General features: G+C 72.8%; 14 protein-coding genes and 2 pseudogenes. 8 read left to right on the plus strand and 8 right to left on the minus strand.

Annotated features, from left to right (window positions below; genetic code table 11):
• Nucleotides 1–236: 236 nt before the first annotated feature.
• The gene (locus AB0H83_RS45590; protein WP_360108054.1) at nt 237–440 is read left to right on the plus strand and encodes a DUF4190 domain-containing protein; all 204 of its coding nucleotides are present in this window, start codon (nt 237–239) and stop codon (nt 438–440) included.
• A gap of 68 nt (nt 441–508) precedes the next feature.
• Here the strand turns inward: AB0H83_RS45590 and AB0H83_RS45595 are convergent, their stop codons facing one another.
• Complete coding sequence (locus AB0H83_RS45595; RefSeq protein WP_360108057.1) at nt 509–1,423, minus strand: SDR family NAD(P)-dependent oxidoreductase; 915 nt, start codon at nt 1,421–1,423, stop codon at nt 509–511.
• A 52-nt stretch (nt 1,424–1,475) separates the two neighbouring features.
• Nucleotides 1,476–2,417 (minus strand): CoA ester lyase, encoded by a 942-nt coding sequence (locus tag AB0H83_RS45600; RefSeq protein ID WP_360108059.1) that lies wholly within the window; start codon nt 2,415–2,417, stop codon nt 1,476–1,478.
• Nucleotides 2,418–2,494: 77 nt separating this feature from the next.
• Between AB0H83_RS45600 and AB0H83_RS45605 the strand changes: the two genes are divergently transcribed.
• Entirely contained in the window at nt 2,495–3,316 is an 822-nt protein-coding gene (locus tag AB0H83_RS45605) for an SDR family NAD(P)-dependent oxidoreductase (RefSeq protein ID WP_360108136.1), read from the plus strand.
• A gap of 11 nt (nt 3,317–3,327) precedes the next feature.
• On the opposite strand, the gene AB0H83_RS45610 is transcribed toward AB0H83_RS45605, so the two are convergent.
• Genes AB0H83_RS45610 through AB0H83_RS45620 form a run of 3 tightly spaced genes read right to left on the minus strand, consistent with a single transcriptional unit; the run spans nt 3,328 to nt 5,216 of the window.
• Complete coding sequence (locus AB0H83_RS45610) at nt 3,328–3,819, minus strand: hypothetical protein (RefSeq protein WP_360108139.1); 492 nt, start codon at nt 3,817–3,819, stop codon at nt 3,328–3,330.
• A 48-nt stretch (nt 3,820–3,867) separates the two neighbouring features.
• The gene (gene amrA, locus AB0H83_RS45615; protein WP_360108062.1) at nt 3,868–4,440 is read right to left on the minus strand and encodes an AmmeMemoRadiSam system protein A; all 573 of its coding nucleotides are present in this window, start codon (nt 4,438–4,440) and stop codon (nt 3,868–3,870) included.
• The gene (locus tag AB0H83_RS45620; RefSeq protein WP_360108064.1) at nt 4,437–5,216 is read right to left on the minus strand and encodes an HAD family hydrolase; all 780 of its coding nucleotides are present in this window, start codon (nt 5,214–5,216) and stop codon (nt 4,437–4,439) included. The genes amrA and AB0H83_RS45620 overlap by 4 nt, the downstream gene beginning before the upstream one ends.
• A 395-nt stretch (nt 5,217–5,611) precedes the next feature.
• Here AB0H83_RS45620 and AB0H83_RS45625 point away from each other — a divergent pair.
• Nucleotides 5,612–6,166 (plus strand): annotated as a pseudogene (locus AB0H83_RS45625) (DMT family transporter); the annotation flags it as partial.
• A gap of 29 nt (nt 6,167–6,195) precedes the next feature.
• Here AB0H83_RS45625 and AB0H83_RS45630 read toward each other — a convergent pair.
• Nucleotides 6,196–7,053 carry a PhzF family phenazine biosynthesis protein gene (locus tag AB0H83_RS45630; RefSeq protein ID WP_360108067.1) on the minus strand — a complete coding sequence of 286 codons (858 nt, stop codon included), beginning with the start codon at nt 7,051–7,053 and terminating at the stop codon, nt 6,196–6,198.
• 81 nt (nt 7,054–7,134) lie between these two features.
• Between AB0H83_RS45630 and AB0H83_RS45635 the strand changes: the two are divergent.
• A pseudogene (locus AB0H83_RS45635) lies at nt 7,135–8,367 on the plus strand (CBS domain-containing protein); the annotation flags it as partial.
• Between the two features lie 202 nt (nt 8,368–8,569).
• Nucleotides 8,570–9,160 carry a DUF1003 domain-containing protein gene (locus tag AB0H83_RS45640; RefSeq protein WP_360108069.1) on the plus strand — a complete coding sequence of 197 codons (591 nt, stop codon included), beginning with the start codon at nt 8,570–8,572 and terminating at the stop codon, nt 9,158–9,160.
• A 16-nt stretch (nt 9,161–9,176) separates the two neighbouring features.
• Here AB0H83_RS45640 and AB0H83_RS45645 read toward each other — a convergent pair whose 3' ends face one another.
• Nucleotides 9,177–9,767: a class I SAM-dependent methyltransferase gene (locus AB0H83_RS45645; protein WP_360108142.1), complete on the minus strand. Its 591-nt coding sequence runs from the start codon at nt 9,765–9,767 to the stop codon at nt 9,177–9,179.
• Nucleotides 9,768–9,930: 163 nt separating this feature from the next.
• On the opposite strand from AB0H83_RS45645, the gene AB0H83_RS45650 reads away from it, so the two are divergent.
• Entirely contained in the window at nt 9,931–11,232 is a 1,302-nt protein-coding gene (locus AB0H83_RS45650) for a trypsin-like peptidase domain-containing protein (RefSeq protein ID WP_360108072.1), read from the plus strand.
• 68 nt (nt 11,233–11,300) lie between these two features.
• Nucleotides 11,301–11,714: a twin-arginine translocase TatA/TatE family subunit gene (locus tag AB0H83_RS45655; protein ID WP_360108075.1), complete on the plus strand. Its 414-nt coding sequence runs from the start codon at nt 11,301–11,303 to the stop codon at nt 11,712–11,714.
• A 1,484-nt stretch (nt 11,715–13,198) separates the two neighbouring features.
• On the opposite strand, the gene AB0H83_RS45660 is transcribed toward AB0H83_RS45655, so the two are convergent.
• The gene (locus tag AB0H83_RS45660) at nt 13,199–14,188 is read right to left on the minus strand and encodes a hypothetical protein (RefSeq protein WP_360108078.1); all 990 of its coding nucleotides are present in this window, start codon (nt 14,186–14,188) and stop codon (nt 13,199–13,201) included.
• A gap of 197 nt (nt 14,189–14,385) precedes the next feature.
• Between AB0H83_RS45660 and AB0H83_RS45665 the strand changes: the two genes are divergently transcribed.
• Nucleotides 14,386–15,528, plus strand: coding sequence for a P-loop NTPase (locus AB0H83_RS45665; protein ID WP_360108081.1), 1,143 nt, complete (start codon nt 14,386–14,388; stop codon nt 15,526–15,528).
• Nucleotides 15,529–15,563 lie beyond the last annotated feature (35 nt).

The raw sequence follows: 15,563 nt of genomic DNA on the forward strand, positions 1-15,563 counted from the left end.
AGGTGCTGCGCGTGCGGGATGATCTCCTTGTCCACGAACTCCCGCACCGTCTCCAGGATCGACTCCTGCACATCGGTCAGACCGGGCGTCTGGGCGAGGCGGGCCATGGTTGACCTCCATTGGTCAGCGCCGTTGCGGGCAGCGCAAGTTACCGGCGGGTACGCACGCAGTATCCCGGTAGGCTCTGCCCCGGGCCAACGTGAGTGGCCCACACACCGCTGTGAAATGGTTCTCAGGTGCGCTACAACAAGATGGCCGTGGCCGCCCTCGTGTGCGCGGTGCTGGTGCCGCCGTTCGGCATCCTCATGGGACACATCGCATGGTCGCAGACCGCCCGCAGCGGCGAACGCGGCCGCGGGCTCGCCCTGGCCGCGCTGGTGATCGGCTACGTGGAGCTGCTCGTGCTCTGCGGCGTGCCGATCGTGCTGTTCGGCTTCTGACCGCTCGCCGGCCCTTGGAGACTTCGACATCCTGTCAACGTCTCCAAGGGCGGGCGGGCGCCGGAACGTCAGCGGTACTGCGCCTCGCGGACGCTGTTGCCGCCGTCGATGACGAGCATCTGGCCGGTGATGTACGAGGCGCCCGGCGAGCACAGGAACGCGATCGTGGCGGCCACCTCCTCGGGCGTGCCGGGGCGGCCCATCGGCGTGCCGAAACCCTGCTTGAGCTCGACGAGGGTCGAGGCGCCGGTGTGGATGATGCCGGGGGCGACCGCATTGACGGTGATCCCGTCGGCGACGAGCTCCATCGCCAGGGCGCGGGTGAGGCCGACGACGCCGGCCTTCGCGGCCGCGTAGCCCGCCTCGGCGGGCAGGGCGTTGACGGGGCCGGCGGTCGCGGCGAGGTTGACGATGCGGCCCCAGCCGTGCTCGGCCATGCCGCCGACGAAGGCGCGGCTGACCAGGAACGCGGTGGTGAGGTTGCGGTCGATCTCGGCGCGCCACTCCTCGTAGGTGAGCTGCGCGACCGGGCGCAGGACCTCGGGGCTGGCCTTGCTGGCCAGGCCGGCGTTGTTGACAAGGATGTCCACGGCGCCGACCTGGTCGACGATCGCATCGGCGAGCGCGCCGACCTCGGCCTCGACGGTGAGGTCGGCGACGAAGCCGGTGACGCCGAGCTCGGTGGCCCGGTCGTGGATGCGCCGGGTGGTCGACACGATCGCGACCGCGGCGCCCATCGCCTTCAGCCGGCGGGCCGTCGCGTAGCCGATGCCGTCCGGGCTGCCGGCGCCGGTGACCAGCGCGACGCGCCCGTCGAGGCGGTCGATCGCGGCGCTGCCCTCGTCCTCGCCGACCGGCTCATCGGCGAGCTCAGGCCCGGTCGAGGGGACGGCCCGCAGGGTGCGGCGGGCCGACGAGGGGCGGCTCGCGTCACGCCGGTTGCCTTTGCCGGCGGGACCGGTGGATCGTAGGTCGGGTGCCATAGGGCAAATCCTGCCTGCCCGGACCGCCCCCGGGCAATGCGACACGGATTTCTCAGGCCGGCGGGGTGAATGCGGTCGTGCGGGACATGCCCGCGGCGCGGCCCTTCGCGGAGATGACCAGGGCCATCTTGCGCGACGCCTCGTCGATCATCTCGTCGCCGAGCATGACCGCGCCGAGCTTGCCGCCGGCCTCCGAGGTGTAGTGGTCGTACGCGTCGAGGATGAGCTCGGCGTGGTCGTAGTCGTCCTGGGCGGGCGAGTAGACCTCGTTGGCGGCGTCGATCTGGCCCGGGTGCAGCACCCACTTGCCGTCGAAGCCGAGCGCGGCGCTGCGGACCGCGACCTCGCGGAACGCGTCGACGTCGCGGATCTGCAGGAACGGCCCGTCGATCGCCTGCAGGTCGTGCATCCGGGCGGCCATCAGGATCCGCATGAGGATGTAGTGGTACGGGTCGCCCGGGTACCCGGGGATGAGCCCGCCGACCACCAGCGACTTCATGTTGATCGAGGCCATGAAGTCGGCGGGGCCGAAGATGATCGTCTCGATCCGCGGCGAGGCCGTGGCGATGGCGTCGACGTTGACCAGGCCGGCCGCGTTCTCGATCTGCGCCTCGATGCCGATCTTCCCGACCTCGAGGCCCATCGTCTTCTCGATCTGGGTCAGCGTCAGGTCCAGCCACTCGACCTGCCCCGCCGACTGGACCTTCGGCAGCATGATGCAGTCGAGGTTCTCGCCGGCGCCCTCGACGACCTCGACGACGTCGCGGTACGTCCACGGCGTGGTCAGGTCGTTCACCCGCACGACCCGGGTCTTGCCGCCCCAGTCGCCGTCGTTGAGCGCGGCCACGATGTTCTTGCGCGCGTCGGGCTTCGCCAGCGGCGCCACCGCATCCTCCAGGTCGAGGAAGACCTGGTCAGCGGGGAGGCCCTGAGCCTTGTCGAGCATCTTGACGCTCGATCCGGGCACGGCGAGGCAGGACCGGCGAGGACGCATGGCGGAGCTCCTTAGCGATCATTCAGGGGGTACCTAGGTCACGGTAGCCTCGTCGCGTGAGCGCGCAGAACGCCCTTGTGGGAGATCTCACCGGCCGCACGGTGGTCATCACCGGTGCCAGCTCCGGGATCGGCCTGGCCGCCGCCGTCGCCATGGCCCGGCGCGGCGCGCACGTCGTCCTCGTCGGCCGCGACCCCGACCGGCTCACCGCCGCCGTCGCGCAGGTGACCGCCGCCGCGGGCGGGCGCACGCCTCCGGCGTACCGGGCCGATTTCACCCGCCTCGACGACGTACACGTGCTCGTGGATCACCTGCGGCAGCGGTACCAGCGCATCGACGTCCTCGCCAACAACGCCGGCGGCGTCGTGCCCGGCGCGTCCCGCACCGCCGACGGGTTCGAGCCGACGATCCAGTCCAACCACCTCGCCGGGTTCCTGCTCAGCAACCTGCTGCGGGAGCAGCTGCGCAACGGCCGGATCATCAACACCGCCTCCGTCGCGCACACGTGGGGCAACCTCGACCCGTCCGACCTGCGCGGCGAGCACAAGGCCGGCATGTGGAAGCGGTACGGCGCCGCGAAGCAGGCCAACATCCTGTTCGCCGCCGAGGCGGCGCGCCGCTGGCCGGACATCATGTCGGCGAGCTACCACCCGGGTTTCGTGCGCAGCAGGTTCGGCGCCGGCATCGGGGTGCACCTGATGACCAGGGTGACACCGTTCGCGAAGACCCCCGAGCAGGGCGCGGACACCCTGGTCTGGCTGGTCGCGACGCCCCGGCCGCAGCTGGTCTCCGGCGGGTACTACGAGAAGCGGAAACTGATCCAGCCGAACCCGCAGACCGCCGACGCCCGCCTGGCCGCGGCCCTGTGGGACGCGAGCATGACGGCGGTCGGGTTCTGAGGGCCAGCCGCTCAGCGGCGGGCGCCCCGCACCTTGTGCAGGCGGAACGGCCGCTTCGGCAGCCTGGTCGCGGGTGACGGCTTCGGGGGCGCGGCCTGCGAGTCGTCGGGCATCGGCGCCAGCGGCGCGTCCTCGACGGGCGTGAGGCGGCTGACCACGCACTCGGCCGCCCAGCGGGTCGCGAGGTCGGCGCCGCCGTTGAGCCGCTTCCCGGCCAGCTGCGGGACGAGCTCCGCCCACGCCTCGCCGGCGGGGTCGAGGGTCTCCACCGCCGCGGTCCAGGTGACGATCCGCCCGCCGTGGTCGCCGCGCAGGGTGACCTCGACGCGGCCCGCGCCGGCGAGGCCGGGCGCGGCCTGCTCGCCGGGGCCGCTCACGACCAGCAGCGACCCGCCGAGCCACGCGCACCAGACCAGGTAGGACGGGCCGGCGCCGGGCACGGTGAGCCAGGCGACGGCGGCCTTCTTGGCGGCCTCTTCGACCAGCGGTTCCACGCCCGCTATCCAATCACAACGAAGGGCCCGGGCGGCGGTGCACGTCACCCGCCCGGATCACAGCGGCGGTCGCGGGGACCGGTCCTCGAACTCGATCGAGCCGTACGCCAGTGCCCGCATGCCGGGCGGCCAGTCGCGCCAGCCGCCCTTGCGGAGCAGGGCGGCGACGAACTGCTCCGGGGACGGCAGCTTCGACCACACCGACGGCAGGAACGTGGCCCGTGTGGTGCCATCGGTCAGGATCAGCCCGTGGACCCGCGGCACCAGCGCCGCCAGCACGGCCTCGCGGGTGGTGGCGGGCAGGGCTGCGGGCCGTTCGAGCACCGAGACCTTCACGTCCAGGCCGGGCCAGTCGGCGGCGGTCACCGGCGGTACCCGCGGGTCCTGCATCGCCCGGACGGCGTTGTGGACGACGTCGCGGTGCAACGGGCGGACCGCTTCGAGGGTGCCGACGCAGCCGCGGAGGGTGCCGGCGAGCTCGAGGGTGACGAAGGAGGCGCCGTCGGCGTGGATCGGGCCGGACGGGGGGAGGCTGGCAACGAGGCGCTCGCCGGACAACCTGGCACGGACGGCGCTCGCCGCCAGTCCGGCGAGCAGCCGCCCATCCATCGGCGACAACGGCGCCGTCACCGGTCCAGCATAAGGGCGCCCCTCCCCGCGGGAAGCGGCTCACGACCGTCATCGATACCGGCCGCGACCAGCCCGGCATCGATCACGGCCCGGGTGTCGAGCCTGACGAGCAGGTCGGGGATCTCGGCGAGGTTGGTGATCCGCGCGCCGTCCCAGTCGACGTCGGCGTGGAACGTCAGGTGCCCGCCCAGGTCGGGCGCGGCGAGCTGGACCGCCGTCAGCCCGAACCGGCGGGCGCCGGTGAGCTCGTGGCCGCCGCCGTCGCCGACGTACAGGCAGGCCTCGGGGTGGACGCCGAGGCGTTCGCAGGCGGCGCGGTACATCGCCGGGTGGGGTTTGGCGCGGCCGATCTGGGAGGAGAAGACGTGGGCGTCGAAGAGGCGGCCGATGGGCGTGTCCGGCAGCACGGCCGGCAGCTCGAACCAGCAGTCGCTGACGACGGCGGTACGGATGCCGCGCGAGCGCAGCAGCCGCAGGACGGGTCCGGTCTCGGGGCGCAGCGGCGCGTCCTGCCGCAGCGAGGCGACCCGCAGCTCGGCGGCCTTCCGCAGCTGGTCGGGGCCGGGTGCGGCGCCGAGCTCGGCGCAGAGCGCGCGCAGGCCGGCGAAGACGCTGCCGTAGGCGCCCTTGGCACGGGCGTCGAAGGTGCGGTCGAGCAGGGCGAGCCAAGCGTCGGGGTCGACGCCGAGGACCTCGGCGGTACGGCGGTGACCGTCGCCCCGGACGACTGCGGTCGTACACGTGTTGAAATAGTCGAAAAGGACAGCGCTGAACACCGTTTGGCCCTCCGGGCATCCTACGAAAGGATGAACATAGACCGATCAGGTCTACTGCCGCGCACCAGGAGGCCGGTGTCAGATCCAAGACAATTTTCACAGAATGACAACATCGGCGTATGCGTCACATCGGATGGCCCGCCGTGCTCGCCCTCGCCGTCGCGGTCATCGCGATCTCGTCGTCCGCGCCGCTGATCGCGTACGCGGCGGCGCCCGCGCTGGCGATCGCGTTCTGGCGCAACGCGCTCGGCGTCGCGGCGATCGCCCCGGTCGCGCTCACCGTGCGGCGCGAGGAGTTCCGCTCGAAGGTCCTGGGCGCCAGCGCCCTGTCCGGCGTCTGTCTCGCCGTGCACTTCGCCACGTGGGTACCGAGCGCGAAGCTGACCAGTGTCGCCATGTCCGTGGCGCTGGTCTGCACGACGCCGATCTGGACGTCGCTGATCAACGTCGTGCGCGGGGTCCGGGTCGCCGGCAGCACGTGGGCCGGGGTCGGGGTCGCGGTGCTCGGCGTGGCCGTCGCGACCGGGGCCGATCCCGACCTGTCGGGCCGGGCGCTGCTCGGCGACGGGCTGGCCCTGGTCGGCGGGATCGCGGCCGCCGGGTACACGATGCTCGGCGCGCACGCCCGCGGATCGATCGCGACCAGTACGTACGCGACCATCTGCTACTCGATCTGCGCGGTGCTGCTGGGCCTGGCCTGCGTGCTCGGCGGCCAGGACCTGACCGGCTACCCGGCGGGGACGTGGCTGGCGCTGGTGGCGATGACGGCCGGGCCGCAGCTGCTCGGCCACACCCTCATCAACTACGCCCTGCGCCGGGTGCCGCCGACCACCGTCGCCGTGCTGATCCTGCTCGAGGTGCCAGGGGCGCTGCTGCTGGCCTGGCTCATGCTGGACCAGCTGCCGGCGGCACAGACGCTGCCCGGCATCGCGCTGCTGCTGGCCGGGGTGGCGATCGTGGTGGTCGGCGGCCGGCGGGATCAGCCGACGAACGGTGGCACGATCATCTCGCCGGAGGCGATCGGCACCACGTGGCCGGACACCGACGCCGACACGGCCACTCCCCCGGCGGCGGTGACCGAACAGGTCAACAGCGACGGCCGGTGCATCTCGGAGCCCTGACGGATCTGGTACCGGCTGACCCCCTCACCCGGCAGCAGACCCGAGGCGACCAGCCAGACCCCGAGGCCCATGGCCGCGGAACCGGTGGCGGGGTCCTCGGCCACGCCGGCGTCGGGCACGAGCACCCGCACGTGCGCCTCGTGCCGCTCCGCGTCCCAGTGCAGGACGCTGGCCTGGTCGACCAGGGCGGTCGGCCGCAGCCGCCCGACTGCCTCGTCGGTGACGGACAGGAACGTGAACTCCAGCCCGCAGCCGGCCTTGCGCGGGGCCGGGCCGACGTAGTCGGCGCCGGTCATGCCGACCGCGGCGAGCAGCGGCGCCGGGTCGAGGGCGGGGCCGACGGTCGGCGGGCCGCCGGTGACGACGGCGCTGCCGTGGGTGTCGTCGATGCTGATCGGGATCAGGCCCGCGCCGCACTCCTGCACGACGTCCGCGTCCTTGACCAGGCCGTCGCGGCGCAGGGTGACGGCGCAGCCGACGCTCGGGTGCCCGGCGAACGGCAGCTCGGTGCCCGGGGTGAAGATGCGCACCCGGTACGTCGCCTCGGGCGTCGTCGGCGGCAGCACGAAGATCGTCTCGGAGAGGTTGAACTCCCGGGCGATCGCCTGCATCTGCTCACCGGCCAGGTCGGCGGCGTCGAAGACGATGGCGAGGGGATTGCCGGTGAAGGGCCGGTCGGTGAAGACGTCGACCACCTTGTACCGCAATGTACTCATGTACACGAGCGTAGGTGAGCGGCGGTCGCCGGGAGCGGTCCAACCGCGAGCCGGTGGTCTACTTCAGTAGGCTTGAGTGTCGTGAGCACCGCGCCCAAGGTCTATGTCGCGCGCCTCGCCGGCCTGAGCGTGTTCGATCCGAACGGTGACCAGGTCGGCCGGGTGCGGGACGCGGTCGCGCGGGCCCGGACCGACGACCTGCCGCCGCGGGTGGTGGGGCTCGTCGCCGAGATGCCGATGCGCCGGCGGATCTTCCTGCCGATCGGCCGGATCACCGCGATGGAGCCCGACGCGGTGGTGCTCAACACCGGCACGCTCAACCTGCGCCGGTTCGAGAAGCGGCAGGGTGAGCTGCTGGTCCTGGAGGACTTCATCGACCGGCACGTCAGCATCCCGGCGACCGGCCGCACCGGCACCGTCGTCGACGTCGCGATGGAGGCCGACCGCACCGGGACGTGGGCACTGAGCCGGGTCGCGGTGCGCGAGTTCAGCGGCCGGCTCACCCGCCGCGGCCACCTCAACCAGCTCGAATGGGGTGAGGTCGCCGGGCTCGCCGGCACCGCGCACGCGCAGGGCACCGCCGGCATCCTCGCCGTGCTGGACAACATGCGCCCCGCCGACCTGGCCAACGTGCTGCAGGACCTGTCGGAGAGCCGGCGCGTCGAGGTGGCCACGGCCCTGGACGACGAGCGCCTCGCCGACGTCCTGGAGGAGCTGCCGGAGCACGACCAGCTGGAGATCATGGCCGCGCTCGAGCCGGAGCGCGCCGCCGACGTGCTGGAGGAGATGGACCCCGACGACGCCGCCGACCTGCTCGCCGAGATGCCGAAGGGAGAGCAGGACGTGCTGCTGGACCTGATGCGGCCCGATGAGGCGTCGCCGGTACGCGCGCTGCTGGACTACCTGCCCGGCACGGCCGGCTCGGTGATGACGTCGGAGCCGATCGTCATGGCGCCGCACGAGACGGTCGCGGAGGCCCTGGCCCGCATCCGGGAGCCGCAGCTGTCACCGGCCGTGGCCGCGGGCGTGTTCGTGACCAGGCCGCCGATGGCGACGCCGACGGGCCGGTACCTCGGGGTCGTGCACTTCCAGCGGCTGCTGCGGGAGCCGCCGTCGGCGCTGCTCGGCGGCGTCGTCGACAACGACATCAACCCGCTCGCGCCGCAGAACACGCTCGGCGAGATCACCCGGCGGATGGCGACGTACAACCTCGTGGTCATGCCGGTCGTCGACGACAACGACCGGCTCGTCGGCGCCGTCACCGTCGACGACGTGCTGGACCACCTGCTGCCCGAGGACTGGCGCGACCGCGAGCACGCCGAGCCCGCGTTCCTCCACACCGGCGGCACCGCGGGCCGCGCTCTGGACGCCGGCACCGCGGGTCGCGCTCTGGACGCCGGCACCGCGGGTCGCGCTCTGGACGCCGGCGGCTCGGGCCGCGCTCTGGACAGTCCGTCCGGTGACACCGGCTCCGGCGGGGGCGGCCACGGCGCGCCGCGCGATGGGGCGGGCGGCAATGGCTGACCGGCGGCGGCTCGACCAGCCCCGGGAGCCGGGGCGGCTGAAGCTGCCCCGCTTCGACCCGGAGGCCTTCGGCCAGTGGTCGGAGGGGATCGCGCGGTTCATGGGGACCGCGAAGTTCCTCGTGTACATGACGGTGTTCATCCTCGCCTGGGTCGTGTGGAACACCCTCGCGCCGAAGAACTGGCAGTTCGACCCGTACACGTTCACGTTCCTGACGCTGATCCTGTCGTTGCAGGCGTCGTACGCGGCGCCGCTGATCCTGCTCGCGCAGAACCGGCAGGCCGACCGGGACCGGCTCACCGGCGAGGAGGACCGCCGGCGTGCGGCCGCGCAGAAGGCGGACACCGAGTACCTGGCCCGGGAGATCGCGTCGCTGCGCATCGCGGTCGGCGAGGTCGCGACCCGGGACTTCCTGCGCTCCGAGCTGGCCCGGATGAGCGAGGAGCTCGACGAGGCCGCGGTCCGCCGGACCAAGCTGGAGCGCAGGAAGGCGAGGAAGGCCACGCTGGACGAGCCGGCCGAGGAGGACGAGCTGGACCCGGACGACGACCCGCCGCGCCGCCGGGCCCGCTCCACCCGCTGACGGCGCCCGCGCCCCTTTACTGCGCCCTGGCCGCCACCAGGAGGCCTTCGCCGAGGGGCAGGATCGCCGGCACCCACGCGTCGCTGTCGCGCAGCGCCTTCACGGCCTCGCGCAGCAGGACGGTCTCGGCGTCGCGGATCGTCGGGTCGCTGACCCGGCCCCCGCCGAGCGCGCCCGCCAGCACCAGGGTCCCGCCGGGGCGCAGGAGGCGCTCCGCGGCGGCGGTGACCGCCACGTACTCGGTCGGGTCGTGGTCGACGAACACCAGGTCATACGCGCGGTCGGCGAGCCGGGGCAGCACGTCGAGGGCGCGCCCGCTGATGATGCGGGTCCGCGACGGCGGGTTGCCCGCCGCGGCGAAGACCCTCCGGGCCACCCGCTGGTGCTCCGGTTCGAGGTCGATCGTGGTGAGCACGCCGTCGCGGCGCATGCCCCGCAGCAGCCACCCGCCGCTCACCCCCGTGCCCGTGCCGACGTCGACGACCGCCTTGGCGTTGCTGACCGCGGCCACCACCCGCAGCGCCGCGCCCTCGCCCCGGCTGACGCTGGCGATGCCCAGCTCGGTGGCCTGCTCACGGGCCGCGGTGAGCACGGGATCCTCCAGCACGTAGCCGTCGACGAAGTCGGCGAACTGTTGCGCGGCTCTGACGGACGGGGGGATGTCGCACCTCCAGGAGACGTCGATCCCCGCAAGCCTAGGAGACCTCGCCCTCACGTGTGGGATGCCGGCCCGTGCAATGCTGGATGCGAAACGGACGGAGGAGCCGATCGTGACAGACGGTTCGGCCTGGCGTCAGCCTGGCCACGGCGCGCCGACCAGCCACCCCGGCTGGCCGGCGCCGCCAGCGCAGCCGCGACCGCAGCCCGCCCCGAGCAGCTGGTGGTCCGACGCCCTCGCAGACCCGTGGCGCGATCCCGACGCGCAGGTCGTCGTGGTCAAGACCCCGGCCGACGACCCGCCCGAGCTGGAGAAGCCGCCGCCGCCCGGCCCCGTCGCCCGGGTCGGCATCGGCATGGTGCTGATCGTGGCGATCGTCACGGCCCTGCTCGCCGGTGCGCTCGGCGGCACCCTCGGTTACGTCTTCGCCGGTGGCGGCGGCAACATCCTGGGCAGTGGCCCCCTCGGCAGCGACCCGCCGCTCAACGGCCGCCCGCCGGACACGGTCGCGGCGCTGGCGAAGAAGGTCCTGCCGAGCGTCGTCACGATCAGCATGCGGGTCGGCTCCGGCACATCCCTCGGCTCCGGCTTCGTGGTCTCCAACGACGGCTACGTCATCACCAACAACCACGTGGTGCAGGGCGGCACCGGCTCCGCCACCGTCCGCTTCAGCGACGCCTCGGTCGCCCCGGCGTCGGTCGTCGGCGGCGACGACGAGTCCGACATCGCCGTGCTGAAGATCGACACCGCCGGCCTGGCCGACGACAAGCTGCAGCCCGTCGAGTTCGGCGACTCCGACCTGCTGCAGGTCGGCGACCCCGTGGTGGCGATCGGCGCGCCGCTGGGCCTGACCAGCACCGTCACGTTCGGGGTCGTGAGCTACCTGGACCGTCCCATCCGTACCAGCGAGGGCGGCACCGCCCGGTACTACTCGGCGATCCAGACCGACGCCGCGGTCAACCAGGGCAACTCCGGCGGCCCGCTCTTCGACGGCGCCGGCCGGGTCGTCGGCATCAACTCCGTCATCGGCACCCTGTCCGAGGACCAGGCGACCGCCGGCAACGTCGGTCTCGCGTTCGCCATCCCGATCAACCACGCCCGCCGGGTCGCCCAGGACGTCATCAACACCGGCAAGGCCCGCCGCACTGTGATGGGTGTCTCAACGGACCCCACGTACCGCAACCCGGTCGGCGGCGCCCGCCTCGCCTCGGTCGAAGCGAACGGCCCGGCCGCCGGCGCCGGCCTGCACACCGGCGACGTCATCCTGGCCGTCAACGGCAAGCCCGTCGAGGAGTACTGGGACCTGACCGCCCTCGTGCGCAAGTACGCCCCCGGCGCGGTCGTCGAGATCCAGTACCTGCGCGGCACCAGCCGGCAGAAAACCTCGGTGACCCTGGTCGCCGACGCGAAGTGACCCGTGGCCCCTCCCGAAGCGGGCCCGTTGGTGCGTACGCTGACGGGTGAGAGCAGGGAGGGCCGGCAATGGGCTTGGAAAACCTCGGTGGCTGGGAGTTCATCGTCATCATCCTGGTCGGGCTGTTCATCTTCGGCCCCGACCGGCTGCCCAAGGCGATCGGCGACGGCATGCGCATGCTCCGCAACGTCCGCCAGATGGCCCGCAACGCCACCGGCGACCTGAGCCGCGAGCTGGGCACCGACATCCAGCTCGAAGACCTCCACCCGAAGGCGTTCCTGCGCAAGCACCTGCTCAGCGAGGCCGACGAGGCAGCCCTGCGCCGCCCCCTGCAGGACATCGTCGGCGAGGTCCGCGGCGTCGCCGACACCGTCAAGCGCGACGCCCAGGCAGTGGCGAACGCCGCCGCCCCGACCCCCGCGCCCGTCCCGCTGACGAAGCCCGCTGCGGCCGCCCGCCCTTCCTGGGACGACGTCACATAGGACCGCCTGTTCGCTGCAGGCGCCACACGACGGATAGGTCGAAACCCGCACAAGTCGCCCGAGGATCTCCGTTGCCGTCTGCTGTACGGCTTCCCCGGCGATCGACCCTGCCAGCACAGATGGCCCTCGATCGCGGACGCCGGTATCGGTGCGCACTCGCGCCGCTTGTCGATCATCGCTTGAGGCGCAGACCTCGCGAGCACAGCGACGTTACGTCACTCTCCGTGGACGCCGACCGTCATGCTCCCCACGCACGCATGCCGGTGAGCGTGCACTCGGTCCGGACCACGGGTACAACCCGGTGGATCCCTGTTCGCCGGCGCACAGCAATCCACCGGGTAGTGCTGCGCGGTCGCGCAGATGCCGCTGACAGGGCGGGCCGACTTCGCAGCACTCATCACGGCGCGTGAGGGAAGCTCCGGTTCGGCGAGAGGTCCAGCCTTGCCGCCGAGGGTGGCGCCCGGACTCCTCGAAACCAGTCCGCCGATGCTCCGGTGGCCCGCAGGCCGGGGAAGCTCGCAGGCCGGGGAAGCTCGCAGGCCGGGGAAGCTCGCAGGCCGGGGAGGCCCGCAGGCCGGGGAGGCCCGCAGGCCGGGGAGGCCCGCAGGCCCGGGGAGGCCCGCAGGCCCGGGAAGCCCGCAGGCCCGGGAAGCCCGCAGGCCCGGGAAGCCCGCAGGCCCGGGAAGCCCGCAGGCCCGGGAAGCCCGCAGGCCGTAGAGGGCCCGCCGCCGGGGAACCAACTTCCAACCGCAGAAGACCCCACAAGCGGAAACGGCCCGCCGGCCGTAGACGGCCCGCCGACTGGGAACGAGACGCCGATCGGAGACGGACCCGGCCCGCACCAGCCCTCCGGCCTAGAAGGCCCGCCGGCCCACAGGAGGCCCGCCGGCCGCAGCGGGCTCATCGCCACACCAGCGCCACCGCTCGTCGAGCAGGACGTCGTCCTTGTCGCAGGACGCTCGCCAGGCACGGTGCTGGTTGCCGGACCGGGGCAGTGTGGTGGGTGGGCGGGAAGGGCGATAAATCGGATGAACCGCAGCCTCACCCGAAGCCACGTCAGCGCCCTTGGCCACCCGGCCCAGCGGTCGGCAATCCGTGCATCCGCGGAGTGAACCCACCGCCGACGACCTCGACGGCCCCCGAACGAGCGAGGACGGCGCCCGGGAACATCACCGCGACAGCGGCACGGACCGCGCGCCCACCGCACGGACCGCGCGCCCACCGCACGGACCGCGCGCCCACCGCACGGACCGCGCGCCCGTGGCACCCTGTCGCGCGGCTGGAGGCTGCGCGGAATCACGAAGCCGCACTCGCCATGCGGCCGAGGTCCGAGTGATCATCGAGACCTGGCACCTAAGCACCCGGCACATGCACACAAAAGGTGCGTCAGACCCAGGCGCGGACAGTAAGCGCGGCCGGCCCGTGCCCCCGCGCCGCGGACGAGCAGGTCGCGGCGCGGGAGCAGGACGAACCGCACGAAAGTGTCAGCCGGCCACAGTCACCTCCGACCGGTCGCCATCCGCCGACCGGCGGGCACGTGCGGCCCGCGTCGCGGCTCGCTGGTCCCGCTCGATCCAGTCCAGCGCGGTCCGCACCGTGTAGGCCCACCAGCCGATCGTGCCGCCATACCAGTCGCGCAGCTCGGTCGGTGACGGAGTGGGTGCGCCGTAGATGGCGGTGGCGGCGGTGAGGTGCTGCTGCATCTCCAGCGGCGCGCGGTCGGGATGGCCGAGGACCCGCAGCAGCAGCGCGTGCGCGGTGAACGGGCCGACGCCGCGCACCGACAGCAGCGCGTCATAGACCTCGTCGGCCGGGCCGGTGCGCAGCCAGTGCTCGTCGAGGCCGCTCAGGCCGGTCAGGACCGCGTGCAGGCGCCTGGCGCTCAGCACGTTGCTGGCATACGGCTTGAGACCCTCGACGCCGAGCTCGGTGAGCTTGGACATCGGCGGGAACGCGGCATAGGCGACGCCGTCGACGACGCCGTGCGGGCCGTGGTCGGACAGGAGCCTGCGCTTGTACGCCTTGGCGAACCAGTGCGCGGAGTGGTGCACGAGGGTGTAGAAGACGGCGCCCTCGGTGAGGGAGGCGAAACGGACCTGGTGGAGGCCCTCGGCGACGGCCAGGACGGGCGTCATCGCGGGGTCGGCGCGGGCCAGTCGCAGGAACGTGTCGCGGTCGTCGCGGAGGCTGAGCCAGTCGCTGACCCGCTCGCCGACCGCGGTGGTCTCCGCCGGGGTGAGCGGCCCGTCGCTGAACACCGTGAGCGCGACGCCGTCGTCGCGGCCGACGACTTCGGTGACGACGGCTCGGGCCGGGTCGGTGGGGTGCAGGAACGCCCTGCGGACCCGGCCGTCGACGACGAGCTGGTCGCCGCTGCAGGGGGCGAAGGACTCCATGGCGCGCAGCGAGCAGGCGAGATCGAACGGGGCGGTGGCCTGCAGGACGGTGGCGGTGGTGGTGCCGAGTTCAGTCATGCCCCCATTTTCGAACAGGGGTACGACAATTTCGGGCAGAGAAAAAGCCGCGTGCCTCAAGGGGCGAGGCGCGCGGCGTTGTCAACGATGATCTCATCGTCGCGGACGCGGGACAAGCCCGTCATCGTTCGTGTGATGCGTTACCGCGGACGGGCGGTCACCTGAACAGGCAGGGGTCCCGACGTACCATGGCGGACATGTCAGCCCCGGCCACCACCGTCGAAGCCGCGATTGCCGCCGCCCTGTCGACCGTCGACGACCCCGAGATCCGCCGTCCGATCACCGAGCTCGGCATGGTCCGGGACGTCGTGCTACGCCCCGACGGGGTCGCCGTGATCGGCCTGTTGCTGACGGTCGCCGGCTGCCCGTTGAAGGACAAGCTGCGCACCGACATCACGGCCGCGGTCGGCGCCGTCGACGGGGTCACCGGGGTCGAGATCGACTTCGGGGTGATGACCCCCGAGCAGCGCAAGGAGCTGCAGAGCAGCCTGCGTGGTGACGTGCAGGAGCCGGTCATCCCGTTCGCCCAGCCGGGCTCGCGGACCAGGGTATATGCGGTCGCCAGCGGCAAGGGCGGCGTCGGCAAGTCCAGCGTGACGGTGAACCTCGCGGCGGCGCTCGCCGCGAAGGGGCTGCGCGTGGGTGTCGTCGACGCCGACATCTACGGCCACTCGGTGCCCCGCATGCTCGGCGCCGACGGCCGGCCCACGCAGGTCGAGTCGATGATCATGCCGCCGTCGGCGCACGGTGTGAAGGTCATCTCGATCGGGATGTTCACCCCGGGCAACACGGCGGTCGTGTGGCGCGGGCCGATGCTGCACCGGGCATTGCAGCAGTTCCTCGCCGACGTGTACTGGGGCGATCTGGACGTGCTGCTGCTGGACCTGCCACCGGGCACCGGTGACGTGGCGATCTCCCTGGCGCAGCTGCTGCCGTCGGCGGAGATCCTGGTCGTGACGACGCCGCAGGCCGCGGCCGCGGAGGTGGCCGAGCGGGCCGGGTCGATCGCGCTGCAGACGCACCAGCGCATCGTCGGTGTCGTGGAGAACATGTCGTGGCTCGAGCTGCCCGACGGCCAGCGCATGGAGGTGTTCGGCAGCGGCGGCGGCACCCAGGTCGCGGAGTCGCTCAGCCGGCTCGTCGGCGCGCCCGTGCCGCTGCTGGGGCAGATCCCGCTCGACACGCGCCTGCGGGAGGGCGGCGACGCCGGGACGCCGCTGGTGCTGTCCGACCGGGAGGCGCCCGCGGCGGCCGCCCTGATCGCGGTCGCAGACCGTCTCGCGGTCCGCCGGGAGAGCCTGGCCGGCAAGCCGCTCGGCCTGAAGCCCGCCGGCCGCTGAAGACCTCGAAGCGGTAGCGCCCGAAAAGCGAACGT

It is taken from the genome of Dactylosporangium sp. NPDC050688 (assembly GCF_040654515.1).
Taxonomy (GTDB): Bacteria; Actinomycetota; Actinomycetes; order Mycobacteriales; family Micromonosporaceae; genus Dactylosporangium.

Coding starts and splice junctions, on each gene's coding strand:
- AB0H83_RS45595 (WP_360108057.1), bottom strand. CDS start 1,423: ATGGCACCCGACCTACGATCCACCGGTCCCGCCGGCAAAGGCAACCGG.
- AB0H83_RS45600 (WP_360108059.1), bottom strand. CDS start 2,417: ATGCGTCCTCGCCGGTCCTGCCTCGCCGTGCCCGGATCGAGCGTCAAG.
- AB0H83_RS45630 (WP_360108067.1), bottom strand. CDS start 7,053: ATGAGTACATTGCGGTACAAGGTGGTCGACGTCTTCACCGACCGGCCC.
- AB0H83_RS45640 (WP_360108069.1), top strand. CDS start 8,570: ATGGCTGACCGGCGGCGGCTCGACCAGCCCCGGGAGCCGGGGCGGCTG.
- AB0H83_RS45655 (WP_360108075.1), top strand. CDS start 11,301: ATGGGCTTGGAAAACCTCGGTGGCTGGGAGTTCATCGTCATCATCCTG.
- AB0H83_RS45660 (WP_360108078.1), bottom strand. CDS start 14,188: ATGACTGAACTCGGCACCACCACCGCCACCGTCCTGCAGGCCACCGCC.
- AB0H83_RS45665 (WP_360108081.1), top strand. CDS start 14,386: ATGTCAGCCCCGGCCACCACCGTCGAAGCCGCGATTGCCGCCGCCCTG.